General features: G+C 60.9%; 22 protein-coding genes and 1 pseudogene. 15 read left to right on the top strand and 8 right to left on the bottom strand.

The window, feature by feature from the left end; genetic code table 11:
• Positions 1 to 169: 169 nt before the first annotated feature.
• The gene (locus tag FBY04_RS16710; protein WP_084320390.1) at positions 170 to 916 is read right to left on the bottom strand and encodes an NRDE family protein; all 747 of its coding nucleotides are present in this window, start codon (positions 914 to 916) and stop codon (positions 170 to 172) included.
• A gap of 133 nt (positions 917 to 1,049) precedes the next feature.
• Here FBY04_RS16710 and FBY04_RS16705 point away from each other — a divergent pair, with 133 nt between their 5' ends.
• The 3 genes from FBY04_RS16705 (at position 1,050) to FBY04_RS16695 (ending at position 3,748) form a co-directional block, all read left to right on the top strand.
• Complete coding sequence (locus FBY04_RS16705; RefSeq protein ID WP_084320391.1) at positions 1,050 to 1,832, top strand: sulfite exporter TauE/SafE family protein; 783 nt, start codon at positions 1,050 to 1,052, stop codon at positions 1,830 to 1,832.
• A gap of 83 nt (positions 1,833 to 1,915) precedes the next feature.
• Entirely contained in the window at positions 1,916 to 2,728 is an 813-nt protein-coding gene (gene lgt / locus FBY04_RS16700; RefSeq protein ID WP_017341323.1) for a prolipoprotein diacylglyceryl transferase, read from the top strand.
• A 48-nt stretch (positions 2,729 to 2,776) separates the two neighbouring features.
• On the top strand, positions 2,777 to 3,748 hold the full coding sequence (locus FBY04_RS16695) for a thymidylate synthase (protein ID WP_084320392.1): 972 nt from the start codon (positions 2,777 to 2,779) through the stop codon (positions 3,746 to 3,748).
• Between the two features lie 125 nt (positions 3,749 to 3,873).
• Here the strand turns inward: FBY04_RS16695 and cadR are convergent, their stop codons facing one another.
• The gene (cadR, locus tag FBY04_RS16690) at positions 3,874 to 4,323 is read right to left on the bottom strand and encodes a Cd(II)/Pb(II)-responsive transcriptional regulator (RefSeq protein ID WP_084322495.1); all 450 of its coding nucleotides are present in this window, start codon (positions 4,321 to 4,323) and stop codon (positions 3,874 to 3,876) included.
• A gap of 84 nt (positions 4,324 to 4,407) precedes the next feature.
• Between cadR and FBY04_RS16685 the strand changes: the two genes are divergently transcribed.
• The 8 genes from FBY04_RS16685 to FBY04_RS16645 all read left to right on the top strand — a co-directional run bounded on the left by FBY04_RS16685 (position 4,408) and on the right by FBY04_RS16645 (position 13,950).
• Positions 4,408 to 6,687 (top strand): heavy metal translocating P-type ATPase, encoded by a 2,280-nt coding sequence (locus FBY04_RS16685; protein ID WP_145315828.1) that lies wholly within the window; start codon positions 4,408 to 4,410, stop codon positions 6,685 to 6,687.
• A 16-nt stretch (positions 6,688 to 6,703) separates the two neighbouring features.
• Positions 6,704 to 7,567, top strand: a complete 864-nt coding sequence (locus FBY04_RS16680) for a LysR family transcriptional regulator (protein ID WP_145315827.1) — start codon at positions 6,704 to 6,706, stop codon at positions 7,565 to 7,567.
• A gap of 189 nt (positions 7,568 to 7,756) precedes the next feature.
• Positions 7,757 to 8,833 (top strand): putative 2-aminoethylphosphonate ABC transporter ATP-binding protein, encoded by a 1,077-nt coding sequence (locus FBY04_RS16675; protein WP_145315826.1) that lies wholly within the window; start codon positions 7,757 to 7,759, stop codon positions 8,831 to 8,833.
• Positions 8,833 to 10,557: a putative 2-aminoethylphosphonate ABC transporter permease subunit gene (locus tag FBY04_RS16670; RefSeq protein ID WP_145315825.1), complete on the top strand. Its 1,725-nt coding sequence runs from the start codon at positions 8,833 to 8,835 to the stop codon at positions 10,555 to 10,557. The genes FBY04_RS16675 and FBY04_RS16670 overlap by 1 nt, the downstream gene beginning before the upstream one ends.
• A 41-nt stretch (positions 10,558 to 10,598) precedes the next feature.
• A complete protein-coding gene (locus FBY04_RS16665) occupies positions 10,599 to 11,624 on the top strand; it encodes a putative 2-aminoethylphosphonate ABC transporter substrate-binding protein (RefSeq protein WP_145315824.1) in 1,026 nt (341 codons plus the stop codon).
• A gap of 118 nt (positions 11,625 to 11,742) precedes the next feature.
• Positions 11,743 to 12,876 (top strand): TIGR03364 family FAD-dependent oxidoreductase, encoded by a 1,134-nt coding sequence (locus tag FBY04_RS16655; protein ID WP_145315823.1) that lies wholly within the window; start codon positions 11,743 to 11,745, stop codon positions 12,874 to 12,876.
• Positions 12,876 to 13,442, top strand: coding sequence for a phosphonate degradation HD-domain oxygenase (locus tag FBY04_RS16650; protein ID WP_084322479.1), 567 nt, complete (start codon positions 12,876 to 12,878; stop codon positions 13,440 to 13,442). Before FBY04_RS16655 ends, FBY04_RS16650 begins: the two co-directional genes overlap by 1 nt.
• Positions 13,443 to 13,527: 85 nt before the next feature.
• Entirely contained in the window at positions 13,528 to 13,950 is a 423-nt protein-coding gene (locus FBY04_RS16645; protein WP_145315822.1) for a hypothetical protein, read from the top strand.
• A 127-nt stretch (positions 13,951 to 14,077) separates the two neighbouring features.
• Here FBY04_RS16645 and FBY04_RS16640 read toward each other — a convergent pair whose 3' ends face one another.
• Positions 14,078 to 15,454, bottom strand: coding sequence for a GTPase/DUF3482 domain-containing protein (locus FBY04_RS16640; protein ID WP_084322476.1), 1,377 nt, complete (start codon positions 15,452 to 15,454; stop codon positions 14,078 to 14,080).
• Positions 15,447 to 16,817, bottom strand: a complete 1,371-nt coding sequence (locus FBY04_RS16635; RefSeq protein WP_145315821.1) for a DUF2868 domain-containing protein — start codon at positions 16,815 to 16,817, stop codon at positions 15,447 to 15,449. The genes FBY04_RS16640 and FBY04_RS16635 overlap by 8 nt, the downstream gene beginning before the upstream one ends.
• Positions 16,818 to 16,902: 85 nt before the next feature.
• On the opposite strand from FBY04_RS16635, the gene FBY04_RS16630 reads away from it, so the two are divergent.
• On the top strand, positions 16,903 to 17,415 hold the full coding sequence (locus FBY04_RS16630) for a dihydrofolate reductase (protein WP_084322472.1): 513 nt from the start codon (positions 16,903 to 16,905) through the stop codon (positions 17,413 to 17,415).
• Between the two features lie 119 nt (positions 17,416 to 17,534).
• Here FBY04_RS16630 and FBY04_RS16625 read toward each other — a convergent pair whose 3' ends face one another.
• Entirely contained in the window at positions 17,535 to 18,926 is a 1,392-nt protein-coding gene (locus FBY04_RS16625) for an L-cystine transporter (RefSeq protein WP_084322471.1), read from the bottom strand.
• A 240-nt stretch (positions 18,927 to 19,166) separates the two neighbouring features.
• Between FBY04_RS16625 and FBY04_RS16620 the strand changes: the two genes are divergently transcribed.
• Entirely contained in the window at positions 19,167 to 20,234 is a 1,068-nt protein-coding gene (locus FBY04_RS16620; RefSeq protein WP_084322469.1) for a phosphorylcholine phosphatase, read from the top strand.
• A 191-nt stretch (positions 20,235 to 20,425) separates the two neighbouring features.
• Here the strand turns inward: FBY04_RS16620 and ilvD are convergent, their stop codons facing one another.
• The 3 genes and pseudogenes from ilvD to FBY04_RS16605 form a co-directional block, all read right to left on the bottom strand.
• A complete protein-coding gene (ilvD, locus tag FBY04_RS16615; RefSeq protein ID WP_084322467.1) occupies positions 20,426 to 22,267 on the bottom strand; it encodes a dihydroxy-acid dehydratase in 1,842 nt (613 codons plus the stop codon).
• A 273-nt stretch (positions 22,268 to 22,540) separates the two neighbouring features.
• A pseudogene (locus FBY04_RS16610) lies at positions 22,541 to 23,129 on the bottom strand (MFS transporter); the annotation flags it as partial.
• Positions 23,130 to 23,312: 183 nt separating this feature from the next.
• Complete coding sequence (locus FBY04_RS16605) at positions 23,313 to 24,509, bottom strand: class I SAM-dependent rRNA methyltransferase (protein WP_084322465.1); 1,197 nt, start codon at positions 24,507 to 24,509, stop codon at positions 23,313 to 23,315.
• Between the two features lie 339 nt (positions 24,510 to 24,848).
• Here FBY04_RS16605 and FBY04_RS16600 point away from each other — a divergent pair, with 339 nt between their 5' ends.
• Together FBY04_RS16600 and mutM are read left to right on the top strand one after the other, a co-directional pair.
• Positions 24,849 to 25,664 (top strand): HDOD domain-containing protein, encoded by an 816-nt coding sequence (locus FBY04_RS16600; protein WP_167362973.1) that lies wholly within the window; start codon positions 24,849 to 24,851, stop codon positions 25,662 to 25,664.
• 29 nt (positions 25,665 to 25,693) lie between these two features.
• The gene (mutM, locus tag FBY04_RS16595; RefSeq protein WP_017341303.1) at positions 25,694 to 26,506 is read left to right on the top strand and encodes a bifunctional DNA-formamidopyrimidine glycosylase/DNA-(apurinic or apyrimidinic site) lyase; all 813 of its coding nucleotides are present in this window, start codon (positions 25,694 to 25,696) and stop codon (positions 26,504 to 26,506) included.
• Positions 26,507 to 26,554: the final 48 nt, after the last annotated feature.

Here is a 26,554-nt window from a genome sequence, read left to right as displayed (position 1 = left end):
CATGCGAATATTACTGATCAGACTGAATGCCATGCTGAGAGACGGCACCGAATGGCGGTGACGAATGGCAGGGTGAAGACAGTTGCTCCCACATTCGATCTGCGTCGTACCAGAGATCAAACGTGGGAGCGGGCTTGCTCGCGAAGGCGTCCGACCAGACAACACAAATCTAAATCCTGATCTCCACTTCCCCCAAATGCCCGCCATACGGCCCAAAACTCCGCTCAACCAGATGCCGGGTGCCGTCGGCATGAACAATCAACGCCGTACTCGCCCGCGTCCCGTAACTCTGGCTGGCAATAAACACACTCGATAACAACGTCTCGGTCGCCAAGCCCACCCCGGTGTCCGGCAACTCCGCAAACGGCGCCGTCTGCGCATCACTCAGCAGTGCCAACAACGCCTCAGGCTGCGGATTCTCCAGAACCGTCTCCAGCGCCGCTCGTGCCTTGAGCAGCTTCGGCCACGGCGTATCCAGTCCCGCATTCGACAATCCGTAAACGCCCGGCTGCAACAGCACAGCCTCAGTCTCCCGTGCGTTGTAGTGCCACAACTCATTGGCATTGCCGATCAGTAGGTTAAATCCGGCATATTCCAGCGAACGTCCGACAACGTCGCTCAAGTAGTCATCAATCGGCATGTCGCCATTGAGAAATCGCGCGACCAGTTCACCGCGGGATTTCCGGGCGGGCGGTTGGTGGGGGTCGCGGATATTGGTCAGGGCTGCGAAGCGCCCGTTGGCGCCGACACCGAGCCAGGTACCGCCGGCTTCCACGTCGCGACCGGCGTAGACCTGCGGTGCTTCGGGCCACTGCGCCAGGGGCAGGCTGGGCCGGGCATAGAATTCGTCGCGGTTGGCAGCCACGATCAGCGGCTGGGCATGACCCGGGCGCCAGGCAAAGACAATCAGGCACATAAGGTGGTCCTTGTGTGTTTTTTTGCCCACTCTACGCAGTCATTGTGCTGGTATCCATCGCCATCCAGTGGAGCCCGAGGCCATGCATCCGTTACCATGCCGCTCCGGTTTTGGGGTTGGGTGGGGAAACAGCATGGAATTTCTGCTCTATCTGGCGCTCGGCGCCTGTGCCGGAGTGCTCGCCGGGCTGTTCGGCGTGGGCGGCGGGATCATCATCGTCCCGGTGCTGGTGTTCAGCTTCACCCTGCAGGGCTTCGATGCGTCGATCCTGACTCACCTGGCGGTCGGCACCTCCCTGGCGACGATCATCTTCACCTCGGTCAACGCGGTGCGCGAACACCATCGCCGTGGCGCTGTGCGTTGGCCGATCTTCGCCTGGATGACCGTCGGCATTCTGCTCGGTGCCGGTTTCGGTGCGCTGACAGCCGAAGCGATCTCCGGCCCGAACCTGCAGAAAATCATCGGCGTGTTTGCCCTGATCATTGCCGTGCAGCTTATGCTGGACATCAAGCCCAAGGCCAGCCGAACGGTGCCGGGGAAAGTCGGTCTGACCCTGGCCGGCACAGTGATTGGCTGGGCCTCGGCGATTTTCGGGATTGGCGGCGGTTCGTTGACCGTGCCGTTCCTGACCTGGCGCAGTGTGCCGATGCAGCAAGCGGTGGCGACGTCGTCGGCGTGCGGCCTGCCCATCGCGCTGGCCAGTGCATTAAGTTTCATGATTCTGGGCTGGCACGATCCGTTGCTGCCGGCCCATAGTCTCGGTTTTATTTATTTGCCGGCGCTGCTGGGGATCGCCCTGACCAGCATGGTTTTCGCCCGCCTCGGTGCGCGACTGGCCCACAGGCTGTCGCCGAAGTTGCTGAAAAGACTGTTCGCCGCTTTGCTGTTCTGCGTGGGTTTGAGTTTTCTGATCTGACGCACCGCACAATCCTGGCTTAATCCTGAGGTGGCAGCGTCGCCCGGGAATTTTGAAGGTTTCAACTCTAACGAGGAGTCGCAATGCTGCCTTACCCGCAGATCGACCCGGTGGCCCTGGCCATCGGTCCGCTGAAAATCCACTGGTACGGCCTGATGTACCTGATCGGCATCGGCGGTGCGTGGCTGCTGGCGTCGCGCCGGCTCAACCGTTTCGACCCGACCTGGACCAAGGAGAAGCTCTCCGACATGGTGTTCTGGATGTCGATGGGTGTTATCGTCGGCGGTCGCCTGGGCTATGTGCTGTTCTACGATCTGAGTGCTTATCTGGCCAACCCGACGCTGATTTTCGAGGTGTGGAAGGGCGGCATGTCGTTCCACGGCGGCTTCATCGGCGTGATGCTGGCGGCGTTGTGGTTCGGTAAAAAGAACAACAAGTCGTTCTTCCAACTGATGGATTTCGTCGCGCCGATGGTGCCGATCGGCTTGGGCGCCGGGCGTATCGGCAACTTCATCAACGCCGAATTGTGGGGCAAGGCGACCGACGTGCCATGGGCGATGATCTTCCCGCCGTTCAGCGATCCAGCGCAGTTGCCGCGTCACCCGTCGCAGCTGTATCAGTTCGCGCTGGAGGGCGTGGCGCTGTTCCTGATCCTGTGGCTGTTCTCGCGTAAACCGCGGCCGACCATGGCGGTGTCCGGGATGTTCGCGCTGTTCTATGGCATCTTCCGTTTCATCGTCGAATTCGTCCGCGTACCGGACGCGCAACTGGGCTATCTGGCCTGGAACTGGCTGACCATGGGCCAAGTGCTCTGCGTACCGATGATCGTTGGCGGTCTGTTCCTGATCTGGCTGGCGTATCACCGCGCCCCGGCGACTCCAGCGGCAGCCGTATAAATTCGAACCCCGCAGCGACGGCTGCGGGTTCAAGGACACAGGTAACTCATGAAGCAATATCTCGAACTGGTCGCCCACGTCATCAAGAACGGCACCAAACAGGCCAACCGTACCGGCGTGAACACCATCAGCTTTCCGGGTGCGATGCTGCGCTATGACCTTAAAGAAGGTTTCCCGGCGATCACCACACGCAAGATGGCCTTCAAATCGGCCATCGGCGAGATGTGCGGTTTCCTGCGTGGGGTGAATAACGCCGCGGAATTCCGCGCGCTGGGCTGCAAGGTCTGGGACCAGAACGCCAACGAAAACGCGCAGTGGCTGGCCAACCCGTTCCGTCAGGGTGAAGACGATCTCGGCGAGATCTACGGCGTGCAATGGCGCAAATGGCCAGCGTACAAGCAGATTCCGGTCAGTAATAAAGCCGCCATCGAGCAAACCCTGAACCAAGGCTATCGTCAGATCGCTGAAGGCGAAGAAGACGGCCAGGCTTACGTGGTGCTGTACAAGGCGATCGACCAGATCCGCCAGTGCGTCGACACCATCATCAAGGACCCGGGCAGCCGCCGCATCCTGTTCCACGGCTGGAACGTTGCGCAGCTTGATGAAATGGCTTTGCCGCCATGCCACTTGCTGTACCAGTTCCACCCGAATGTCGAGACCAAAGAGATTTCTCTGACGCTTTACATCCGCTCCAATGACCTGGGCTTGGGCACGCCGTTCAACCTCACCGAAGGCGCCGCGCTGCTGAGCCTGATCGGTCGCCTGACCGGTTATACGCCGCGCTGGTTCACCTATTTCATCGGTGATGCGCACGTCTACGAAAACCACCTGGACATGCTGAATGAACAGCTCAAGCGCGAACCGTTCCCGATGCCGAAGCTGGTGATCAGTGATCGCGTGCCGGAGTTTGCCAAGACGGGGGTTTATCAACCGGAGTGGCTGGAGTTGATCGAACCGAGTGATTTTTCGCTGGAAGGTTACGAACACCACGCCCCAATGACCGCGCCGATGGCGGTTTAAGCCTCAACACCGAAACAATGTGGGAGCGGGCTTGCTCGCGAAGTGGGAGTGTCAGTAGACAGAAGTGTTGTCTGACACACCGCATTCGCGAGCAAGCCCGCTCCCACATTTGATTTGGGGTGTGCTTAGTGGCCGTGGCTGCGGCCCACATGGGAATGCTCAACTTCCGTTGCCACAACCCCGCCACTCACCTCCAACCGCTGCAAAATCCCGCATTGATCGATATCCGGCCCTTCGCCACAGCGTTGGCGCAGGTCGAGCAATTGTGTCTGTAACGCCAGCAACCCATCTATCCGCGCTTTCACGTGATGAATGTGTTCATCGATCAGCGCATTCACGCTTTCACACTGATCCTGCGGGCTGTCGCGCAAGGCCAGCAGGCTGCGGATTTCTTCCAGCGTCATGTCGAGCGTGCGGCAGTTGCGGATGAAGGTCAGGCGTTCGGCGTGGGCCTGGGTGTAGACGCGGTAGTTGCCGTCGCTGCGGGCCGGCTCCGGCAGGAGGTTTTCGCGCTCGTAATAGCGGATGGTTTCCACGGCGCAGTCGGTGAGTTTCGCCAGTTCTCCGATCTTCATGACGGCCATCTCCAAAAGGGTGCTTGACCCTATAGTGGCTACAGGGTCTTTACTTGGCAACAGGCACCTTATGGACGCGACCTGATGAGCGATTCTCTTCACACCCACAAACCCGAGTCTGATCACGATCACGATCACGATCACGATCACAGCCACACGCTGCAGCCTGTGCAGAAGCATGAGCATGGCGGGCACGGCGATTCCTGCTGTTCCTCCAAGGCGGCAGTACCTTCACTGATCAAGTTGAGCGACAAGCCGACCGACGGCGCACGGCTGAGCAGTTTCCGCATCGACGCGATGGACTGCCCGACCGAGCAGACGCTGATCCAGAACAAACTGGGCAAGCTCGCGGGTGTGCAGCAATTGGAATTCAACCTGATCAATCGTGTCTTGGGCGTGACCCATGACCTGCCGAGCACTGCGCCGATTATCGAGGCGATCAAGTCGCTGGGCATGGTGGCCGAACCGATGGAGCAGGGCTCCGAAGCGCCAGCGCCGATCCCCGAGAAAAAACACTGGTGGCCCCTGGCGCTGTCTGGTGTAACTGCGCTGGCTGCCGAAGTGATCCACTTCACCGACGCCGCACCGATATGGGTGGTAGCCATCATCGCGCTGGTTTCGATTCTCAGTGGCGGGCTCACCACTTACAAGAAAGGCTGGATCGCGCTCAAGAACCTCAATCTGAACATCAACGCGCTGATGAGCATCGCGGTAACTGGCGCGATATTGATTGGCCAATGGCCGGAAGCGGCGATGGTGATGTTCCTGTTCACCGTGGCCGAGTTGATCGAAGCCAAGTCGCTGGACCGGGCGCGAAACGCCATTGGCGGCTTGATGCAGATGACCCCGGAACAGGCGACGGTGCAGCAAGCCGACGGCAGTTGGGTCACGCAAGAGGTCAAAACCATCGAGCTCGGTGCGCGAGTGCGGGTGCGTCCCGGTGAGCGGATTGGCCTGGACGGCGAAGTGGTGTCGGGCAGTTCGACCATCAATCAGGCGCCGATTACCGGCGAAAGCCTGCCGATCGAGAAAACCGTGGGCGACAAAGTCTTCGCCGGCACCATCAACCAGGCAGGCTCGCTGGAATATTCCGTTACTGCCGCGGCGAACAATTCGACCCTGGCGCGGATCATCCATGCCGTGGAACAGGCTCAGGGCGCACGGGCACCGACTCAGCGCTTCGTCGACCAGTTCTCGAAAATCTATACCCCGGCGGTGTTCTTGCTCGCCTTGGCGGTGGCGGTCATCCCGCCTCTGTTCATGGGCGCCGTCTGGTCCGACTGGATCTACCGAGCGCTGGTCTTGCTGGTAGTCGCTTGCCCATGCGCGTTGGTGATTTCCACCCCGGTGACCATCGTCAGCGGCCTCGCGGCAGCGGCGCGCAAAGGTATTCTGGTGAAGGGCGGTGTTTATCTGGAGGGCGGTTACAAGCTTGATTACCTGGCCCTGGACAAGACCGGCACCCTGACCCACGGCAAACCGGTGCAGACCGATTATTTGTCGCTTGATCCCACCGTTGACGCGACCGCCCCGGCGATTGCGGCAGCGCTGGCCGGGCGCTCGGACCACCCGGTGTCGTTGGCCATCGCCAATGCGGCTGTGGATAAACAATCCGCGCCGCTCGTTGTGGATAACTTTGAAGCCTTGGGCGGTCGTGGTGTACGCGGGGAAATCAATGGCCGGGTCTATCACTTGGGTAACCATCGCCTGGTGGAAGATTTGGGCCTGTGTTCGCCGGCGCTGGAAGAGAAGCTGTTCGCGCTGGAAAAACAGGGCAAGTCGGTGGTGTTGTTGCTCGACAAGTCCGGCCCACTGGCGCTGTTTGCCGTGGCTGATACGGTGAAAGCATCCAGCCGCGAAGCGATTCGGCAACTGCACGATCTGGGCATCAAAACCCTGATGCTGACCGGCGACAATGCTCACACCGCCCAGGCGATTGCCGCGCAAGTCGGTATCGACGAGGCCAGGGGCGATCTGCTGCCAAGCGACAAACTGCAAGCCATCGAAGCGCTTTATGCACAGGGTCATCGCGTCGGCATGGTGGGCGACGGCATCAACGATGCGCCGGCACTGGCTCGCGCCCAGATCGGTTTCGCGATGGCCGCCGCCGGCACCGATACCGCCATCGAGACCGCCGATGTCGCCCTGATGGACGACGATCTGCGCAAGATCCCTGCGTTCATTCGTCTGTCGCGTCGAACCTCAAGCATCCTCAAACAGAACATCGCCCTCGCTTTGGTCATCAAGGTGATCTTTCTTGGGGTAACCTTCGCCGGGATCGCCACCATGTGGATGGCGGTGTTCGCCGACATGGGCGTTAGCCTGTTGGTGGTGTTCAATGGTTTGCGTCTGTTGCGCAAGTAGTCGATGAGGAACGGGTGTGCTGAGTGCCGAGCTGAAGGCGTTTTACATGGTGGCCCGCCTGGGCAGCATTACCCTGGCGGCAAAAAAGCTCGGCCTGAGTCAGCCCACGGTCACCACGCAGATCCGCAATCTGGAAAGCCAGTACTCGGTTGAACTGTTCTACCGTGGCGGCCGCCGCCTCAGCGTCAGTGATGAAGGTGCGCGGCTGCTGCCGATGGTCAAGACGCTGTTGCAGCAGGAAGCCGACATCGAGTTTTTCCTGCGTAACAGCGGCCAGGTCCAGGGCACTTTGCGCATCGCCGCCACGGCGCCGTATTACATCCTCGATCTGGTGAAGGCCTTTCGCGAGCGCTTGCCGCAAGTGGAAGTGTCGGTGGAAATCGGCAACTCGCAGCAGGTTTTGGAAGCGTTGGAGGATTACCGGGTCGATGTCGCGGCGTCTTCGCAATTGCTCGACGATGCACGACTGATTCGCCGGGTGCTTGGCAGCGATCCGCTGGTGTTGGCGGTGCATCGCAATCATCCGCTGGCGGTGCACGATCATGTGCCGCTCAGCGCGTTGGCCGGGCATACGTTGTTGATGCGGGAGTCGGGTTCTACGACTCGGCGGTTGACCGAAGAATTGCTGGCCAGCGCCGGGGTGAGTTTCGGGCCGTTGCTGGAGATTGGCAGCCGTGAGTCGATCCGCGAGGCGGTGCTGCGCAACATCGGCATCAGCATCATCGCCCGGCAGGAAGTGCCGCATGATCCGCAACTGCGCGTGCTGACGATTGAGAATGCGCCGCAGATTCCCGAGTATTTGTACTGCCTCAAGGAGCGAAAAGGCGCGCGGTTGCCGGCGGCGTTTCTGGGACTGGCGCAGGAAATGGCGCCGGTCTGAGATCAAAAGATCGCAGCCTTCGGCAGCTCCTACGCCGAACGCATTCCCCTGCAGGAGCTGCCGAAGGCTGCGATCTTTTGACTCCAACCCAAATCCCTGAATACCACTATCAGCCGTTTTTGCCTCACTGCCACATGACGGACGCATTGCACGTTCAGGATGGCCCCATCTGCTTGATGAGGCCTGTCCATGAACCACTCGATCGCAACTGCCCTGACCAACCCCGGCGCCCCGATGAAGGTGCGCGGTGTGCAGAAACGCTTTGGCGCCTTCACCGCGCTGGATAACGTTTCCCTCGACGTGGCGGCGGGTGAACTGGTGTGCCTGCTGGGCCCGTCGGGTTGTGGCAAAACCACCTTGCTGCGTTGCATCGCCGGTCTGGAGAAACAGGACAGCGGCGAGTTGTACCTCGGCAATCGCGACGTTTCCCACCTGGCACCGCAGGCTCGGGACTACGGCATTCTGTTTCAGTCCTACGCGCTGTTCCCCAATCTCACCGTCGAAGCGAACATTGCCTACGGCCTCGCCGGCAGCGGTCGCGACGAAGTGCGCAAACGTGTCGGTCAGATGCTGGAGCTGGTCGGCCTGACCGGCAGTGAGAAAAAGTACCCCGGCCAATTATCCGGCGGTCAGCAGCAACGTGTCGCACTGGCCCGCGCTTTGGCGCCGGCGCCTTCGTTGTTGCTGCTGGATGAACCGATGTCGGCCCTCGACGCTCGGGTCCGCGAGCACCTGTGCACCGAACTGCGCCAACTTCAACGCAGCCTCGGCATCACCACCCTGATGGTCACCCACAATCAGGACGAGGCCATGCTGATGGCCGACCGTATCGCCGTGATGAATAACGGCAGGGTCGAGCAATACGCCACGCCGCAGGAAATCTACGACCGCCCGGCCACGCCGTTCGTGGCGGAGTTTGTCGGCCAGGGCAACTGGCTGCCCTTCCGGCGCAGCAGCGACAGTCATGCCCAGGTCGGCGGGATGAACATGCGCCTGGCCGACGGTAGCGCAAAAACTGCGTCGGGCCGGTTGTTCTGCCGCCCTGAGGCGATCAACGTCAACCCGCTGGTGCATGAGGAAAACCTGTTCCCGGCCAAGGTTCGCGAGATCACCTTCCTCGGCAACCGCTGCCGCATGAGTTTCGAACTCGATCAACTTCCCGGCCACGCCTTGCTGGCGGAGCTGGCGCCGGAAGCGATGCCGCGCCTCGGCGCGCAGCAGATCATGGTCGCCTTGCCGCCGCGCAGTCTGCAGGTGTTTGCCTGATGAGCGCGAACATCGCGCTGCCGATACCGCACAAGCAGGTTCGGCAGGCCTCCCGTGCCGAGATCGGCGACCGTGTGTTCGTGGTCGGCGGCAAAGTCCTTTTGCTGGTGTTGCTCGGCATCGCGGTGTTGATGCCGTTGCTGGCGATCTTCTGGCGTGGTTTCAGTTCGGAGGCCGGGCAGGGCGGTGGTCTGGTGGCTGCGCGTGAATTGGTCACCAGTGCGAATTTCCACTGGTTGCTCGGTAACAGCCTGAAAGTTTCCCTCAGCGTCGCGGCCATCGTCGTACCACTGGCCTACCTGTTTGCCTACGCGCTGCAACGTACGTTGATTCCCGGTAAAGGCATTTGGCGTGGCATGTCGCTGTTGCCACTGATGGCGCCGTCGATGTTGCCGGGTATTGCGCTGGTTTACCTGTTCGGCAACCAGGGCCTGTTGCGTGGTTTTCTCTCGGACAATATCTACGGCTTCTGGGGCATCGTTCTGGGCGAAGTCATCTACACCTTCCCACACGCCTTGATGATTTTGCTGTCAGCTCTGTCCCTGGCGGATGCGCGCCTCTTCGATGCCGCCTCCAGCATGGGCGCCAGCCCGGCCAAAGCCTTCCGCAGCATCACCTGGCCAGCAACCCGTCAGGCGGTGTTCGCCGCGTTCTGCCTCGTTTTCACCCTGACCATCACTGACTTCGGCGTACCGGTGGTGGTCGGTGGCGACTATCAGGTGCTGGCGCTGGAAGCCTACAAAGCCGTGGTCGGCCAGCAGCAGTTCGGTCGCGGCGCGTTGATCGGCATGGTCCTGCTGCTGCCGGCGCTGTTCAGCTTCGGTGTCGATGCCTGGTTGCGTCGGCGTCACGGTGATTCCATGAGCGGCCGGGCTCAGGTGTTTCAACCGGCGCCATCGAAGCTGCGCGACGGCTGCTACCTCGCCATCGTGCTGCTGATCTGCGCGGTGCTGTTGCTGGTGTTCGGCATGGCGGTGTTCTCGTCGCTGGTGAAATTCTGGCCGTACAACCTGTCGCTGTCGCTCAACCATTACCAGTTCAACGACACAGCGGGCGGCGGTTGGCTGGCTTACGGTAACAGCGTGAAGATGGCCCTGTGCACGGCGTTGATCGGCAGCGTGTTGATCTTCACCGGCGCCTACCTGATGGAAAAAACCAAAGGCCAGCGCGGACTGAACCTGACCCTGCGCATGCTCAGTTTCGTACCGATGGCGGTGCCGGGCCTGGTGCTGGGCCTGGGTTATGTCTTCTTCTTCAACCTCACCGACAACCCGCTGCATGTGCTCTACGGAACCATGACCCTGCTGGTGGTCTGCACCATTGCTCACTATTTGACCACCGCGCAAATGTCCGCGACCACCGCATTGCGTCAGCTCGATGCCGAGTTCGAAGCCGCCGCGCTATCGCTCAAGGCGCCGCTGTACCGGCATTACCTGCGGGTCACCGTGCCGATTTGCCTGCCGGCGCTGCTGGATATCGTGCGCTACCTGTTCGTTTCAGCCATGACCACTGTCTCGGCGGCGATCTTCCTTTACAGCCCCGACACCATTCTCGCGGCAGTGGCGGTGCTGAACATGGATGACGCCGGCAACGTCGGCGGCGCGGCGGCGATGTCGACCCTGATTCTGTTCACCTCGGCGGGCGTGTCCCTGCTGGTGGCCTGGGCTTCGCGCGGATTGCTGCGCCGTTCCCAGGCCTGGCGACAGACCGCCCCCGGCCACTGATTTCCAATCCCGCACACCTCAACTCAAAACAGGAAAAGATCATGTTCAAGCCCCTGGCCCTGGCCGCTGCTGTCCTCACCGCTTTCAGCCTGAACGCCTTCGCGGCGAAAACCGAGTTGACGGTGTACACCGCCCTCGAAGCCGAACAACTGAAGACCTACAAAGAAGCCTTCGAAAAAGCCAACCCCGACGTCGAGATCAAATGGGTACGCGACTCCACCGGCATCATCACCGCCAAACTGCTGGCCGAAAAAGCCCGCCCGCAGGCTGATGCTGTCTGGGGCCTGGCCGCTTCGAGCCTGGCGATTCTCGATCAACAAGGCATGCTGCAAAGCTACGCGCCGAAAGACCTGGGCAAGATCGGCGGCAACTACCGCGACGCCGCGAATCCGCCAGCCTGGGTCGGCATGGATGTCTGGGCCGCGACCATCTGCTTCAACACCGTCGAAGCCGAGAAGCAGGGTTTGACCAAACCCGTGAGCTGGCAGGACCTGACCAAGCCTGAGTACAAAGGCAAGATCGTGATGCCGAACCCGGCTTCGTCCGGCACCGGTTTCCTCGACGTCAGCGCCTGGCTGCAGACTTTCGGCGAGAAGCAGGGCTGGCAGTACATGGACGACCTGCACCAGAACATCGGCCAGTACGTTCATTCCGGTTCCAAGCCTTGCAAACTCGCAGCGGCGGGCGAATTCCCGATCGGTATTTCCTTTGAATACCCGGCCGTTCAGTTGAAGCGCCAGGGTGCGCCGCTGGACATCATCCTGCCGAAAGAAGGTTTGGGCTGGGAGATCGAAGCGACCGCTGTGATCAAGGGCACACCGCATGAAGACGCGGCGAAGAAACTGGCGGACTTCTCGGCCAGCCCGGCGGCGATGGAGCTTTATAAAGAGAACTTCGCGGTGCTGGCGCAGCCGGGGATTGCCAAGCCGCAGACTGAATTGCCGGCGGATTATGAGCAGCGTCTGATCAAGAACGACTTTGCCTGGGCGTCGAAGCATCGCGACGAGATCCTGACCGAGTGGCGCAAGCGCTATGACGGCAAGTCCGAGAAAGTGGCTGCCAAATAAGATCTCTATTGGCTGACAGGGCCTCTTCGCGAGCAAGCCCGCGCCCACATTTGGAATGCGTTCCCTTGTGGGAGCGGGCTTGCTCGCGAAGGCGGCTTCGAACTTTGGACAAAACTCCATGACACACCGCAACGACATGCTGATCGTCGGCGCCGGCATTCTCGGCCTGTCCCACGCTTACGCCGCCGCCAGGCGCGGCCTCAAGGTCACGGTTTTCGAACGCAGCGAAACCCCGCTCGGTGCTTCGGTGCGCAACTTCGGCCAGGCCCTCGTCACGGGGCAACCGCCGGGCCCGATGCTGGAACTGGCCAAAGCCAGCCGCGAGATCTGGGGTCAATGGGCGCAACTGGCGGGCCTGCAGCTCAAGCGCAACGGCTCGTACCTGTTCGCCCGCACCGAAGCCGAAGAACATCTGCTGGAAGCTTTTTGCGCCGGACGCGCCGTGGAACACGGTTACCGCGTCGACCTGCTGCGCGGTGCGGCATTGCGCGATTTGTACGGCGGCCAGTTCAGCCATCACCGCGCCGCGCTGCACGGCATGGACGATCAACAACTGTATTCCCGCGAAGCGATCCCGGCGTTGATCGATTACCTGCGCCGCGAAATGAACGTCGAGTTTCATTTCTCCACCCTCGTGCGCGACATCGAGCCCGGTCGCTTGCACAGCACCGCCGGCACCTTCTGCGCCGGGCAGATCATCGTTTGCTCCGGCCACGACTATCAGACCTTGCTGGCCCAGCCGATCGCCGCGCTTGACCCGCAAATCTGTCGCCTGCAAATGCTTCGCGCCCGACCGCAGATCAACCTCAACCTGCAACATGCGCTGCTCACCGGTTTGAGTTGCGTGCACTACGGCGCCTTCGCTGATCTGCCGGAAGCGGCGGCGGTGCAGGCGCACATCCTGCGTGAAGAACCGCACCTGCACGAAAATGGCATTCACCTGCTGATCAGCCCGACGCCTTACGGCGAACTGATCATCGGCGACTCCCATCACTATGGCCGCGATCCCTCGCCATTCAACGCCGAGCAAGTGGACGACTGGATGATCGAGCTGGCCGAGCAGACGTTGCGCTGCAACGTGCAAGTGGTCGAGCGCTGGCAGGGTGTCTATGGTTCACGGGGGCCGGGACCGTTTTCATTTCTGCGGCCGATGCCGGGCGTGAGCGTGGCACTGATGCACACCGGCGTCGGCATGAGTGTCGGGCCGGCCATGGCAGAACGTAATGTCGCGACTGTATTGGGAGAGCGTTGATGGACCGCACCGCGCAAGTGATCGACGAGGTATTCGCGCTGTACGAACGTTTGGGTGACAGTGATTACATCGGTGAGCCGGTGTCGCAGATCGAGCACATGTCACAGGCCGCACAACTGGCCATGGCGGAAGGCTTCGATGACGAAGTGGTGCTCGCCGCGTTCTTCCACGACATCGGGCACATCTGCGCCGAGAGTGCGGAGAACATGGGCGGTTTCGGCGTCGTCAGCCACGAACGCCTGGGGGCCGATTATCTGCGCCGTGCAGGCTTCAGCGAGCGCATGGCGCGGCTGGTGGAATACCACGTGCAAGCCAAGCGTTATCTGACACTCAAAGAGCCCGGGTACTACGAGCGCTTGAGCGAAGCCAGCCGCCGGACCCTGGCGTATCAGGGCGGGGTGATGACTGCGGCGGAGGCTGAAGCTTTCGCGCAGGACCCGTTGTGCGCCGTCAGTTTGCGCATGCGCGAGTGGGATGAGCTGGCCAAGGAGATGTGGGTGCCGGTGATTGATCTCGACGTGTTGAAGCGCAAGGCCGCGAACGTCTTGTCCGGCGAGGCGCGTTGAGTTGTCTCACAGGCAATAGCGAAACGGTGGATGGTATGCCTTGCGGCGATGGGCCAGTCTGGGCTTTTCCCCGGGAAGCGCACGGATGCGTTATTTGAAAGTGATTGCACAGGATCGAAGCGGGAAGGGTGTGGCCGACACGCTTCATTTTGAGTTTTTTGAAGATGACCGGTTGCAGCGCAAGGCAACGGAGGCGGATATCAACCGGCTCAAATCATTCAGTACGAACTATTTGAAATGCGCCTGGTTCAACCGCGCAGAGGGTGAAGAGCGGCACTTGCGCATCTACTCGCAGAACTCCTCCGGGGACGGTACGCCGGAGATGGTGCGGCTGGATTTTCATCAAGGGCCGGTGATTGCCTACAAAGCTGCCGTTCGTGATCTTGATAATGATGGGGTGTTCGAGCTGATATTGAGCTCGGATGTGGACAATGACGGGCGAGCGGATCGTACGGATCGAAGTCGTGTTGCGGCATTGGCAAGGCAGTTTTTGAAGCTGGGTTGGTAGTGATCACCTAAGAGACCGAGGCGCTGCCTTCGCGAGCAAGCCCGCTCCCACACTGGATCTGTGCTTGCCGCGAATCCAATGTGGGAGCGGGCTTGCTCGCGGAGGGGCCAGAACTGAAACCGCAAATTCAAAGCTGCTGCGCCAACACCTCAACCTGCTCCTGCCGCTCCGCCTGACTCAACTTCGCCTGCGGATTGAGCGACGACCACTGCGGATGCGCCCGAGCCTTGTTCAGGGCTTCGGGCAGTTTGCCTTCGCGCCAGGTCTTGTCCTGGGGCGTGGCGACCTGGATGCTGTCCATCGCCGCATGCCCGCGCGCATTCAGCGCCTGCAGCAATTGCCGCTGACGCAACGCCAGCAACCGCAACACGCTGTCATCGACCGTCAGTTCACGCTGGCCCTTGATCTTGCCCAGCAACCGGCTGCCATAACTGCGCGCGGTTTGCAGGGCACCGCCGGCAATCGCGCCGGCCAGTGCCGCGGCGCCGAGGGTCAAGCCGCCGACGAGCAGATCCACCCCGGCCCCGGCGGCCGCACCCGCCGCGATGCCGCCGCCGACGCGCACGCCCAATTGCTTGAGGGTTTCCGGGTTGAACAGATCGTCGCCCCAACGGCCATCGAGCAGCGGCAATTCACTGGCCGCTGCATCCTGCGGGCGAAAGGCATAGAGCTTGAGCAGCGCTTCGACACAGCGCTGTTCCCGTTGGCGAACGGCTTTGCGCAGCGCGCTGATCGCCTGCTGTTCCTGCTCGGCATCGCTGACCACGCTGCGCCGACACGCCGCGCAATCGATCAACAACTCGGCAATCAATCGCGTCGCACTTTGCTGTCGGGCCAGACGCTGGGCTTGCTGATCGGCGATCAGGCGCTCCAGTTGCTCGCGGGAGTTTTCCAGCAGCAACGCGAGGCTTTCATAGAGTCGGCGTTCGCCATCCTCCGGCGGCGCGACGCTGTCGAAACGCACCAGGGCGTGCAAGCCCAACCGTGCCAGTGCTTCGCGCCAATCCGGTTCGCGGTGGTTGGCGCTGCTGACGAAATTCAGCACCGGCAGCAGCGGTTTGCCGCAGCTGGCCAGCACTTCCAGTTCGTCGCGGTACTTGGCCAGCACCGGTTCGCGGGCGTCGATCACATAGAGGCCGGCATCACAGGTCAGCAGTTGCCGCAGCACTTTGGCTTCTTGCTCGAAACGCTGCCGCGCTTCGCTGCCTTCAAGAAAACGCGCCAGCCGCGCCGGGCCGTCGAGGCGTTCGCCGGGGCGCTCCAGGCGTTCGAGGTAGTCGAGCAGGGCGATGGCGTCTTCCAGGCCGGGGGTGTCGAAGAGGTCGAGCAAGGGTTCGCCATCCACCGACAACCGCGCGCCTTCGACGTGTCGCGTGGTGCTGGGACGATGGGACACTTCACCGAAACCGACGTCACGGGTCAGCGTGCGCAACAGCGAGGTTTTACCGACGTTGGTGTGGCCGACCACGGCGAGCTTCAGCGGCGCTTTCCACGGATTAGTCATGACCGGTCTCCAGCCAGCTCAGCGGTGCGCAGTCGGCGAAGGGCAGCTCCAACTGTTGCAGCGCCACGTGCCAGTCGCCGAGGCGCTCGGCGTCCAGTGCTTCGCCGGGTGGCGCTTGCAGCAACCAGACGCGGGTGGCGCTGGCGTTGCGAGCCAGTTCGGCGATCAGTGCCAGGCTGCCGCGGTCCGGCGAACGGCGTGGATCGCAGGCGATGGCCAGGCGCGCCGGAGGGAAACGGCTGAGCTGTTCGAGGAGTTTGTGGCGCGATTCGCGACTGTCGAGGATGCCCGCGTCGCTCACGTTTTCAGGCAGTTGTGGCGGCCATGGGCGTTGATCGTCCAGCTCGATGGCCACCAGCAACGCGCCATCGCTTTGCAGATCGCTGACGCCGCTTTCCACCCGATGCAGTTGCGCGGGCGCGGCATCGCTGATGCCCAGGCGTTCGCTGGTGGGCATCAGGCGTTCGCGCAGTTGAGCGTAACCGGGCAGGTTCAGGTCCAGATGCAGGTTGGCGCGGCCGCTTTTCCAGCGCCACAGGCAGACCAGTGCCAGAAGCAGCCGCGGCACAATCCCGTAAACCACCAACACGCCGACCAGCCACGTGGCCCAGGCCTGACGGGCACTTTCGATGTTCAGCGCGGCATCGCCACTGGCGCGGATCATTTCCACCGTCGGCACGTTGAAACCCAGAACGGCGGGCAGCGCACCCAATGTTTGGGTCATGGCCACAAAGGTGTCGGCGCTCAGGAGGGTGGTTTCCCAGACGAAGCCATAACGCCGGGTCGCCATCAGCATCAGCAGGATGGCCAATGCGCTGAGCATCGCCAGCAACCACAAACCGTTGACCAACACGCCGAGCGCCCAGCGATTGAGTTTTTGTCGTTGCAGCAACAACAGCAGGGCGGGTGCCAGTTGCACGGCTTTGGCGTCGCGGGCGAGTTTTTCACTGAGCCACAACCACAAGCGTCCCAGCGTTGCGCCGTGCTCGCCGGCAAACATCAGGCCCAGGGCCCAGCTCAGCAGCAGAATCAGGTTCAGCCCGAGCAGACTGCCCAGGGCCCAGAACACATTCACCGGCGTTTGTCCGTCGCCCAAGGCGGTAAACGCCAGCCCGGCACCGCTGACCACGGCCAGCAAGGCCATCACGATCAATGCCAGTCGCGCGCCTTGCAGCCAATGCCTGAGGGCTTCGGCCAACCCATCGCGCTCGGCCAGCCACACCGCGCGGCGCACTATTCTTGTCGGTAGATCGCCGCCGGCGGTGCGCGCCAGTCTGTTGGCTTCCATGTCATCCAGAGGGCCGGCGTGTTCTTCACGCAGGCGGATGGTTTCCGTCAGCCAGAGGTTATTCAGTTCTGTCACGCGGCATCCCGTCGCTCAATTGAGCTGTGAGCATAACCGCTGTGGCGCTTATCGGGGTACGGGAGGCTCTGGTATCCTCGCCGGCATGACTAAATCACTCCCCCTCAGCCTGATCGCAGCCCTCGGTGAAAACCGCGTGATCGGCGTCGACAACAGCATGCCCTGGCACTTGCCGGGGGACTTCAAATACTTCAAGGCTACCACCTTGGGCAAGCCGATCATCATGGGTCGCAAGACCTGGGATTCCCTCGGTCGTCCGCTGCCGGGCCGGTTGAACATCGTGGTCAGCCGTCAGGCGGATCTGCAGCTGGAAGGTGCGGAGGTTTATCCGTCGCTGGAGGCCGCGGTGGTTCGCGCTCAGCAATGGGCGAACGAGCAGGGCGTCGATGAGGTGATGTTGATTGGCGGGGCGCAGTTGTATGCGCAGGGGTTGGCGCAGGCTGATCGGTTGTATCTGACGCGCGTAGCGCTGAGCCCCGAAGGGGATGCGTGGTTTCCGGAGTTTGATTTGAATCAGTGGAAACTGGTGTCGAATGTTCCGAATCCGGCGGAGGGTGACAAGCCTGCCTACAACTTCGAAGTCTGGGAAAAAGCCTAAAAGCATCGCGGGCAAGCCCGCTCCCACAGTAATCAAGGTGGAACACACATTGTGTAAGCACCAAAAAACCTGTGGGAGCGGGCTTGCCCGCGAAGAGGCCCGCTCAGACGATGAAAATCTTAAGCGTGAGCCAACGCCCCATGCTCATCTGCATCCAGCAGCGCTTTATCGGTCTGCTGCATCATCTGGCTGGTAATCGCACCCGCCGTGATCGAACCACTCACGTTCAACGCCGTACGCCCCATATCAATCAGCGGCTCAACCGAAATCAGCAACGCCACCAGTGACACCGGCAAACCCATGGCCGGCAACACGATCAACGCGGCGAACGTCGCGCCACCGCCCACGCCCGCGACGCCAGCCGAGCTCAGCGTCACAATCGCCACCAGCGTCGCGATCCACAGCGGGTCCAGCGGGTTGATGCCCACGGTCGGCGCTACCATCACCGCCAACATCGCCGGGTACAGACCCGCACAGCCATTCTGGCCAATGGTCGCGCCGAACGAAGCGGCGAAACTGGCGATGGATTGCGGAATGCCCAGACGGCTGGTCTGCGCTTCGATGCTCAACGGAATTGTCGCCGCGCTGGAGCGGCTGGTGAAGGCAAATGTCAGCACCGGCCAGATCTTGCGGAAGAAACGCAGTGGGTTGATCCCGGCTGCCGACACCAGCACGCCATGCACCACAAACATCAGGCCCAGGCCGATGTAGGACACCACCACAAAACTGCCGAGCTTGATGATGTCTTGCAGGTTGGAACCGGCGACCACTTTGGTCATCAGCGCCAATACACCGTAAGGAGTCAGCTTCATCACCAGCCGCACCAGACGCATCACCCAGGCTTGCAGGGTGTCGATGGCGTTGATCACTTTCTGACCTTTCTCGACATCGTCCTTCAGCAATTGCAGGGCGGCGACACCGAGGAAGGCTGCGAAAATCACCACACTGATGATCGACGTCGGCTTGGCGCGAGCCAGGTCGGCGAACGGGTTTTGCGGGATGAACGACAGCAATAACTGCGGCACATTCAGGTCGGCGACCTTGCCCGCATAGTCGGTCTGAATGGTTTGCAGACGGGCCATTTCCTGCGTGCCGGCCACCAGGCCTTCAGCCGTGAGGCCGAACAGGTTGGTCAGACCGATACCGATCAGCGCCGCGATAGCCGTGGTGAACAGCAGCGTGCCGATGGTCAGGAAGCTGATCTTGCCCAGCGACGACGCGTTGTGCAGACGCGCCACGGCGCTGAGGATCGAGGCGAACACCAGTGGGATCACGATCATTTGCAGCAACTGCACGTAACCATTGCCCACCAGATCGAACCAGCCGATCGAGGCTTTCAGCACCGGGTTGCCGGCGCCGTAAATCGTGTGCAGTGCGACACCGAACACGACGCCCAACACCAAAGCGAGCAGGACTTTTTTAGCCAGGCTCCACGTCGTATGACGGGTTTGTGCCAGTGCGGCGAGCAGGGCGAGGAACACCAGCAGGTTGAGAATCAGCGGCAGATTCATTGGAACTCCCATTAGACATGTGCCAACTGCCTTCCGGGGCAGCTGCGAACCGGGAAGCCTAACAGCTTGATTTACAATGAATTAATATCAAAAAAGTCTGATTACTGTCGTTTTTGGAATAAGCGGGTGTCGCTCACAGGGATGCAGCTGGCGCGATAGGTGCGTTGACCGTCGCTGACAGACGGGGACTGTCACACTTATTTGTTAGCGTCGATGTCTTTAATTCAGGGAGAAATGCCGATGAAGCTTGCACCGAAATTTCTGGCTGCCGCGTTGGGATTGGGTTTGGGCCTTAGCCTCGCCGGCCAGGTCTTCGCCACGGATTTGAAGCATTGGCCAGCCGATCAGGCCAAGGCGCTGGACGCGATGATCGCGGCCAACGCCAACAAAGGTAACTACGCGGTGTTCGACATGGACAACACCAGCTACCGCTATGACCTCGAGGAGTCGTTGCTGCCGTTCATGGAGAACAAGGGGCTGATCACCCGCGACAAACTCGATCCCTCCCTGAAACTGATGCCGTTCAAGGACACCGCCGACCACAAGGAAAGCCTGTTCAGCTACTACTACCGCCTCTGCGAAGTCGACGACATGGTTTGCTATCCATGGGTCGCCCAGGTGTTCTCCGGTTTCACGCTCAAGGAGCTCAAGGGCTATGTCGATGAGTTGATGGCCTCCGGCAAACCGGTGCCTGCGACGTATTACGAAGGCGACGTGGTCAAGAACCTCGACGTCAACCCGCCGAAAATCTTCACCGGCCAGCAAGAGCTCTACAACAAGCTGATGGAGAACGGCATCGAGGTCTACGTGATGACCGCCGCTTCCGAAGAGCTGGTGCGCATGGTCGCTGCCGATCCGAAGTACGGCTACAACGTCAAACCGCAGAATGTGATCGGTGTGAGCCTGCTGCTCAAGGATCAAAAGTCCGGCGAGCTGACCACGGCGCGCAAGCAGATCACTGCTGGCAAGTATGACGAGAAGGCGAACCTCGGCCTCGAACTGACCCCGTACCTCTGGACCCCGGCAACCTGGATGGCCGGTAAACACGCGGCGATTCTGACCTACATCGATGAGTGGAAAAAACCGGTACTGGTCGGCGGCGACACTCCGACCAGCGACGGTTACATGCTGTTCCACGATGTTGACGTGGCCAAGGGCGGCATCCACTTGTGGGTCAACCGCAAGGACAAATACATGACCCAGATTAACGGCATGATGGCCAAGCACGCAGCCGCTCAGGCCAAGGAAGGGTTGCCGGTGACGGCGGACAAGAACTGGGTGATCGTGACACCGGCAGAAATCCAGTAACCGAAACACCGATCTACTGTGGGAACCGGCTTGCTGGCGATGGCGGACATTCAGTCGAAATCGTCACTGGCTGAACCACCTCTATCGCCAGCAAGCCGGCTCCTACAGGGGCCTACGTATAGTGTGGATAAAATGATCGGCAAAAAAATGCCCCGCACTTGGCGGGGCATTTTTATTTCTGCGACTGACGCTTACAGCCCGTCAAGCATCGCCTTGTTACGCACGGCACCCTTGTCGGCGCTGGTCGCCAGCAGGGCGTAGGCCTTCAGCGCGGTGGTCACCTTGCGTGGACGTTTCTCCACAGGCTTCCAGCCTTTCTGATCCTGCTCGGCACGGCGCCCAGCCATTTCTTCGTCACTGATCAACAGGTTGATCGAGCGGTTCGGAATGTCGATCAGCACCTTGTCGCCGTCCTGCACCAGACCGATCGCGCCACCCGCAGCCGCTTCCGGCGAAGCGTGGCCGATGGACAGGCCCGAGGTACCGCCGGAGAAACGACCGTCGGTGAGCAAGGCGCAGGCTTTGCCCAGGCCTTTGGATTTCAGGTACGACGTCGGGTACAGCATTTCCTGCATGCCCGGGCCGCCTTTCGGGCCTTCGTAACGAATGATCACGATGTCGCCGGCCTTCACTTCGTCCGCGAGGATGCCGCGTACGGCGCTGTCCTGGCTTTCGAAGATCTTCGCGTTGCCTTCGAACACGTGGATCGACTCGTCGACGCCCGCGGTTTTCACCACGCAGCCATCCAGCGCGATGTTGCCGTAGAGAACGGCCAGGCCGCCTTCTTTCGAGTAGGCGTGTTCGACACTGCGGATGCAGCCGTTTTCACGGTCGTCGTCCAGGGTTTCCCAACGGGTCGACTGGCTGAACGCGGTTTGCGTCGGGATGCCTGCCGGACCGGCCTTGAAGAAGTGATGCACCGCTTCGTCGTCGGTCTGGGTGATGTCCCACTTGGCGATGCCTTCGGCCAGGGTCTTGCTGTGCACGGTCGGCAGGTCGGTGTGCAGCAGGCCGCCACGGGACAGCGAGCCGAGGATGCTGAAGATCCCGCCGGCACGGTGCACGTCTTCCATGTGGTACTTCTGGATGTTCGGCGCGACCTTGCACAGTTGCGGCACGTTGCGCGAGAGACGGTCGATGTCGCGCAAGTCGAAATCGATCTCGGCTTCCTGGGCGGCGGCCAGCAAGTGCAGGATGGTGTTGGTGGAACCGCCCATGGCGATGTCCAGGGTCATGGCGTTTTCGAACGCCTTGAAGTTGGCGATGTTGCGCGGCAACACCGACTCATCATTCTCGCCGTAGTAACGCTTGCACAGCTCGACGATGGTGCGGCCGGCCTGCAGGAACAGTTGCTCGCGGTCGCTGTGCGTGGCCAGGGTCGAACCGTTGCCCGGCAATGCCAGGCCCAGGGCTTCCACCAGGCAATTCATCGAGTTGGCGGTGAACATGCCGGAGCACGAACCGCAGGTCGGGCAGGCGCTACGCTCGTACTCAGCGACTTTCTCGTCAGAAGCGCTGGAGTCGGCGGCGATCACCATGGCATCGACCAGGTCGAGACCGTGGCTGGCCAGTTTGGTCTTGCCGGCTTCCATCGGGCCGCCGGACACGAAGATCACCGGGATGTTCAGGCGCAGGGCAGCCATCAACATGCCAGGGGTGATCTTGTCGCAGTTGGAGATGCAGACGATGGCGTCGGCGCAGTGGGCGTTGACCATGTATTCGACGGAGTCGGCAATGATCTCGCGGCTCGGCAGCGAATACAGCATGCCGTCGTGGCCCATGGCGATGCCGTCATCGACCGCGATGGTGTTGAATTCTTTCGCTACACCGCCGGCGCGTTCGATTTCGCGGGCGACCAGTTGGCCCAGGTCCTTGAGGTGGACGTGGCCCGGTACGAACTGGGTGAACGAGTTGGCAATGGCGATGATCGGCTTTTTGAAGTCGTCATCTTTCATCCCCGTGGCGCGCCACAATGCGCGGGCACCGGCCATGTTGCGACCGTGGGTGGATGTTTTCGAGCGGTAATCAGGCATGAAGCACTCCGGGCGGCTAATCAGGTATCAAAAGGGAAGTGAGCTTCTATTGACGTCTGGAACACTCAGAAATGGCCGTGTGTCCGGAAGTTGCCGATAACTTTGCGGGATCGCCGCGCGCTTCAGCTTGAGCTCATAAACCCGCCGGGGGATGACTGGCGATGAATGTCGCGATTCTACACGGCTGGCGGCGAGAGGGAATGCCGGGAAGCGTTGATCCCGCGCCGATGGCGTGTGCGGGATGACGACCGGCGTTTATCAATTCACGTTCAGTGCCACATTCCGACTGCGTGGGTTTTCCTTGAGCAGGACGCCTGCCTTTATCCAGACAATGGCCGCCAACACGATAAAGACATAGAAGCTGCCCTCCCAGCCCAGATGCATTTGCAGCCAGGTCCCGAGCAGCGGCGATATGGAAATGAACACTCCGCCACCGGTCGTCATCCAGATCCTGATTCGCTCCTGTTCCTTGCCGACGAACAAATCCTGAATCAGCGCCTGCGACAGCACAAAGGAGCCGCAGCCCACTGCCTGGATGACGCGAAAAAGCAGAAACCAGCCGTATTCGCTGGACAGCAGGCAACCAGTCGCACCCACCATCGAGATAGCGATACCGGTCAGCAAAAGATTCTTGCGCCCCCACAAATCCGACAGCGGTCCGACCAGCACCACAGATAACGCTAGGCCAATGGCGAACAGGCTGACCGAAAGGGCAATGTCGGACGCGGAGGTCCGGAAGTAGTCATAGAGCGCGGGAAAGGACGGGAGTACGACGTCCAGCGGGAAAACGCCCAGCAGCGTCATCGTCATCAACAGCAGGATGAGCGACGATTTTTTTCGCGGTGTGCGTGGAAGGGTTCATCAACAACGCTCTCGATCCGTGAGGGGGGGCCGAGAGTTGACCTGATGGACATGGAAGTCAATGCAGGAGGTGCAGGACTGTTCCGAATCTGTTGTAGGAACGAGCTTGCTCGTGAAAAGAGAACGGAAGACGCGAGGGTCTCCAGCGTTATCGCTGGAGACCCTCGCGAGCAAGCTTTTGCGATTAGCTGTTTGGCAGCAACCGGCAAGTAATGCTCTTGATGTAACGCGTTTCAGCAATCGCCGGGTGCACCGGATGATCCGGACCCTGACCGCCACGTTCCAGCATCTGGATGTTGCGATCCAGGTGACGGGCGCTGGTCAGCAGGATGTTTTGCAGGTCGTCTTCCGGCAGGTGCATCGAGCACGAAGCGCTGACCAGGATGCCGTCCTTGCTGAGCAGGCGCATGGCTTGCTCGTTCAGGCGACGGTAGGCGCCTTCGCCGTTTTTCATGTCTTTCTTGCGTTTGATGAATGCCGGCGGGTCGGCCACGATCACGTCGAAACGCTCTTCGCTGGCTTTCAGTTCTTTCAGGGCTTCGAAGACGTCACCTTCGAGGCAGGTTATTTTTTCGGCGAAACCGTTCAGCGCGGCGTTACGCTCGACGCCGTCGAGGGCGAAGGCCGAAGCATCGACGCAGAACACTTCACTGGCGCCGAACGCGGCCGCTTGTACACCCCAGCCACCGATGTAGCTGTAGAGGTCGAGTACGCGTTTGCCTTTGGCGTAAGGGGCCAGGCGTGCGCGGTTCATGCGGTGGTCGTAGAACCAGCCGGTTTTCTGGCCCTGGATGACCGGTGCTTCGAACTTCACGCCGTTTTCTTCCAGTGCTACCCATTCCGGCACCAGGCCGAACACGGTTTCGACGTAGCGATTGAGGCCTTCGGCGTCGCGGGCGGCGGAGTCGTTCTTGAACAGAATGCCGCTTGGCTTGAGCACTTGGGTCAGGGCCGCGATCACGTCGTCTTTATGCGCTTCCATGGTGGCCGAAGCGATCTGCACCACCAGAATGTCGCCGAAACGGTCGACCACCAGACCTGGCAGCAGGTCGGAGTCGCCGTAGACCAGGCGATAGAACGGCTTGTCGAACAGGCGATCGCGCAGTGACAGTGCGACGTTCAGGCGATGCACCAGCAGCGACTTGTCCAGCGGCAACTTGATGTCGCGCGACAGCAGGCGGGCGCAGATCAGGTTGTTCGGGCTCATGGCGACGATGCCCAGCAGTTTGCCGCCGGCGGCTTCGAGGATCGCCTGGTCGCCGGCCTTGAAACCGTGCAAAGGAGTTACCGCTACATCGATTTCGTTGCTGTAGACCCACAAGTGGCCGTTTCGCAGGCGACGGTCGGCGTTGGCTTTGAGGCGCAGGCTAGGCAGGGACATGACGTCGCTCCGGAAAAAAGAGCGGGAGTATAGCGTGTTGAGTGTGGCGACGGGTTTGAAGGCGATGAAACACTGATGATGCCTTCGCGAGCAAGCCCGCTCCGACATGAGTCCCGCGGCGTACATGGATTCTGTATCCGCTGGAGATCGAATGTGGGAGCGGGCTTGTTCGCGAAGCGATTTCAAATGCTACGCCGAGATGAAACTTTGTCCGATATGCCGGCCATGGTGTCGGATCCAACTTTATAAAGGTTAGAATCGCCACCTGTCCCAGAGTGTGTACTTATGTCCCAAGAGCTGACCACCGAACAGATCCAACAGTCCCTGCAAGGCATCAGCGTGCCGGCCCAACCGCAGATCATGGTGGATTTGCAAATGGAGCAGTACATGCCCGATCCGGATCTGGAGGTGATCGCCAAGCTGATCTCCCAGGACCCGGGCCTCTCTGGCGCATTGCTGAAGATCGTCAACTCGCCCTATTACGGCTTGAGCAACAAGATCGCCTCGATCCAGCGCGCGGTGAATCTGCTGGGCAGCCGATCGATCATCAACCTGATCAACGCACAGTCGATCAAGGGTGAAATGAACGATGACACCATCGTTACCCTGAACCGTTTCTGGGATACCGCTCAGGACGTGGCGATGACCTGCCTGAGCCTGGCCAAGCGCATCGGCGTCCAGGCGGGGGATGAAGCGTACGCCTTGGGCCTGTTCCACGATTGCGGCGTGCCGTTGATGTTGCAGCGCTTCCCCAACTACATGACTGTTCTGGAAGAAGCTTACGCCAGCGCCAGTGCTGAGTGCCGCATCGTGGACACCGAAAATAGGGTGTTCAACACCAACCATGCGGTGGTCGGTTACTACACGGCCAAATCCTGGCGTCTGCCGGAGCACGTGAGCACCGCGATCGCCAATCACCACAATGCGCTGGCGATTTTCAGCGATGAGTCTTCGCGCAACAGCCAGCTGAAAAACCTGCTGGCGATCCTGAAGATGGCCGAACACATTTGTGCGTCTTACCGGGTGCTGGGCAGCCAGAACGAGGACCATGAATGGAACACCATCGCGCCGCTGGTGCTCGATTACGTGGGCCTCTCGGACTACGACTTCGAAACCCTCAAACAAACGATTCGCGACCTCGGCACTCACCGCTGAGTGTGGTGAGAACCTGATTCGAGAGCACCATGCCTGAACTGCCGGAAGTCGAAACCACCCGCCGCGGGATTGCGCCGCACCTGGAAGGCCAGCGCGTCAGCCGGGTGATCGTGCGTGATCGTCGCTTGCGCTGGCCGATCCCTGAAGACCTCGATGTGCGCCTCTCCGGTCAGCGTATCGTGCTGGTGGAACGGCGCGCCAAATACCTGCTGATCAATGCCGAAGTGGGCACGTTGATCAGTCATTTGGGAATGTCGGGCAATCTGCGTCTGGTGGAGGTCGGCATGCCGGCCGCCAAGCATGAGCATGTGGACATCGAACTGGAGTCGGGCCTGGCCCTGCGTTATACCGACCCGCGACGGTTCGGCGCGATGCTCTGGAGTCTCGATCCACTCAACCACGAACTGTTGATTCGCCTGGGGCCGGAGCCCTTGACCGACCTGTTCGACGGCGAGCGCTTGTTCCAGCAGTCCCGCGGGCGTTCGATGGCGGTCAAGCCGTTCATCATGGACAACGCGGTGGTGGTTGGCGTCGGCAATATCTACGCGACTGAAGCGTTGTTTGCGGCCGGTATCGATCCGCGTCGTGAGGCCAAGAGCATTTCCCGGGCGCGCTATCTGAAGCTGGCCATCGAGATCAAACGCATCCTGGCCGCCGCCATCGAGCGCGGCGGCACCACGTTGCGCGACTTTATCGGCGGTGACGGTCAGCCGGGTTATTTCCAGCAGGAACTGTTCGTGTACGGCCGTGGCAGTCAGCCGTGCAAGGTCTGCGGGACGGAGTTGCGGGAAGTCAAACTCGGGCAGCGCGCCAGCGTCTTTTGCCCTCGCTGCCAGAGCTGATACGTCCCACGGTCTATAGTCAGTATTCTCACTGCCTAGTCGAAGGAC

This window comes from Pseudomonas sp. SJZ080 (genome assembly GCF_007828295.1).
Lineage (GTDB): Bacteria > Pseudomonadota > Gammaproteobacteria > Pseudomonadales > Pseudomonadaceae > Aquipseudomonas > Aquipseudomonas migulae_A.
Note: the sequence above shows the minus strand (reverse complement) of the source record. Positions and strands in the feature narration are given on the sequence as shown.

Coding starts and splice junctions, on each gene's coding strand:
- FBY04_RS16710 (WP_084320390.1), bottom strand. CDS start 916: ATGTGCCTGATTGTCTTTGCCTGGCGCCCGGGTCATGCCCAGCCGCTG.
- FBY04_RS16705 (WP_084320391.1), top strand. CDS start 1,050: ATGGAATTTCTGCTCTATCTGGCGCTCGGCGCCTGTGCCGGAGTGCTC.
- lgt (WP_017341323.1), top strand. CDS start 1,916: ATGCTGCCTTACCCGCAGATCGACCCGGTGGCCCTGGCCATCGGTCCG.
- FBY04_RS16695 (WP_084320392.1), top strand. CDS start 2,777: ATGAAGCAATATCTCGAACTGGTCGCCCACGTCATCAAGAACGGCACC.
- cadR (WP_084322495.1), bottom strand. CDS start 4,323: ATGAAGATCGGAGAACTGGCGAAACTCACCGACTGCGCCGTGGAAACC.
- FBY04_RS16685 (WP_145315828.1), top strand. CDS start 4,408: ATGAGCGATTCTCTTCACACCCACAAACCCGAGTCTGATCACGATCAC.
- FBY04_RS16675 (WP_145315826.1), top strand. CDS start 7,757: ATGAACCACTCGATCGCAACTGCCCTGACCAACCCCGGCGCCCCGATG.
- FBY04_RS16670 (WP_145315825.1), top strand. CDS start 8,833: ATGAGCGCGAACATCGCGCTGCCGATACCGCACAAGCAGGTTCGGCAG.
- FBY04_RS16665 (WP_145315824.1), top strand. CDS start 10,599: ATGTTCAAGCCCCTGGCCCTGGCCGCTGCTGTCCTCACCGCTTTCAGC.
- FBY04_RS16655 (WP_145315823.1), top strand. CDS start 11,743: ATGACACACCGCAACGACATGCTGATCGTCGGCGCCGGCATTCTCGGC.
- FBY04_RS16650 (WP_084322479.1), top strand. CDS start 12,876: ATGGACCGCACCGCGCAAGTGATCGACGAGGTATTCGCGCTGTACGAA.
- FBY04_RS16645 (WP_145315822.1), top strand. CDS start 13,528: ATGCGTTATTTGAAAGTGATTGCACAGGATCGAAGCGGGAAGGGTGTG.
- FBY04_RS16640 (WP_084322476.1), bottom strand. CDS start 15,454: ATGACTAATCCGTGGAAAGCGCCGCTGAAGCTCGCCGTGGTCGGCCAC.
- FBY04_RS16630 (WP_084322472.1), top strand. CDS start 16,903: ATGACTAAATCACTCCCCCTCAGCCTGATCGCAGCCCTCGGTGAAAAC.
- FBY04_RS16625 (WP_084322471.1), bottom strand. CDS start 18,926: ATGAATCTGCCGCTGATTCTCAACCTGCTGGTGTTCCTCGCCCTGCTC.
- FBY04_RS16620 (WP_084322469.1), top strand. CDS start 19,167: ATGAAGCTTGCACCGAAATTTCTGGCTGCCGCGTTGGGATTGGGTTTG.
- ilvD (WP_084322467.1), bottom strand. CDS start 22,267: ATGCCTGATTACCGCTCGAAAACATCCACCCACGGTCGCAACATGGCC.
- FBY04_RS16605 (WP_084322465.1), bottom strand. CDS start 24,509: ATGTCCCTGCCTAGCCTGCGCCTCAAAGCCAACGCCGACCGTCGCCTG.
- mutM (WP_017341303.1), top strand. CDS start 25,694: ATGCCTGAACTGCCGGAAGTCGAAACCACCCGCCGCGGGATTGCGCCG.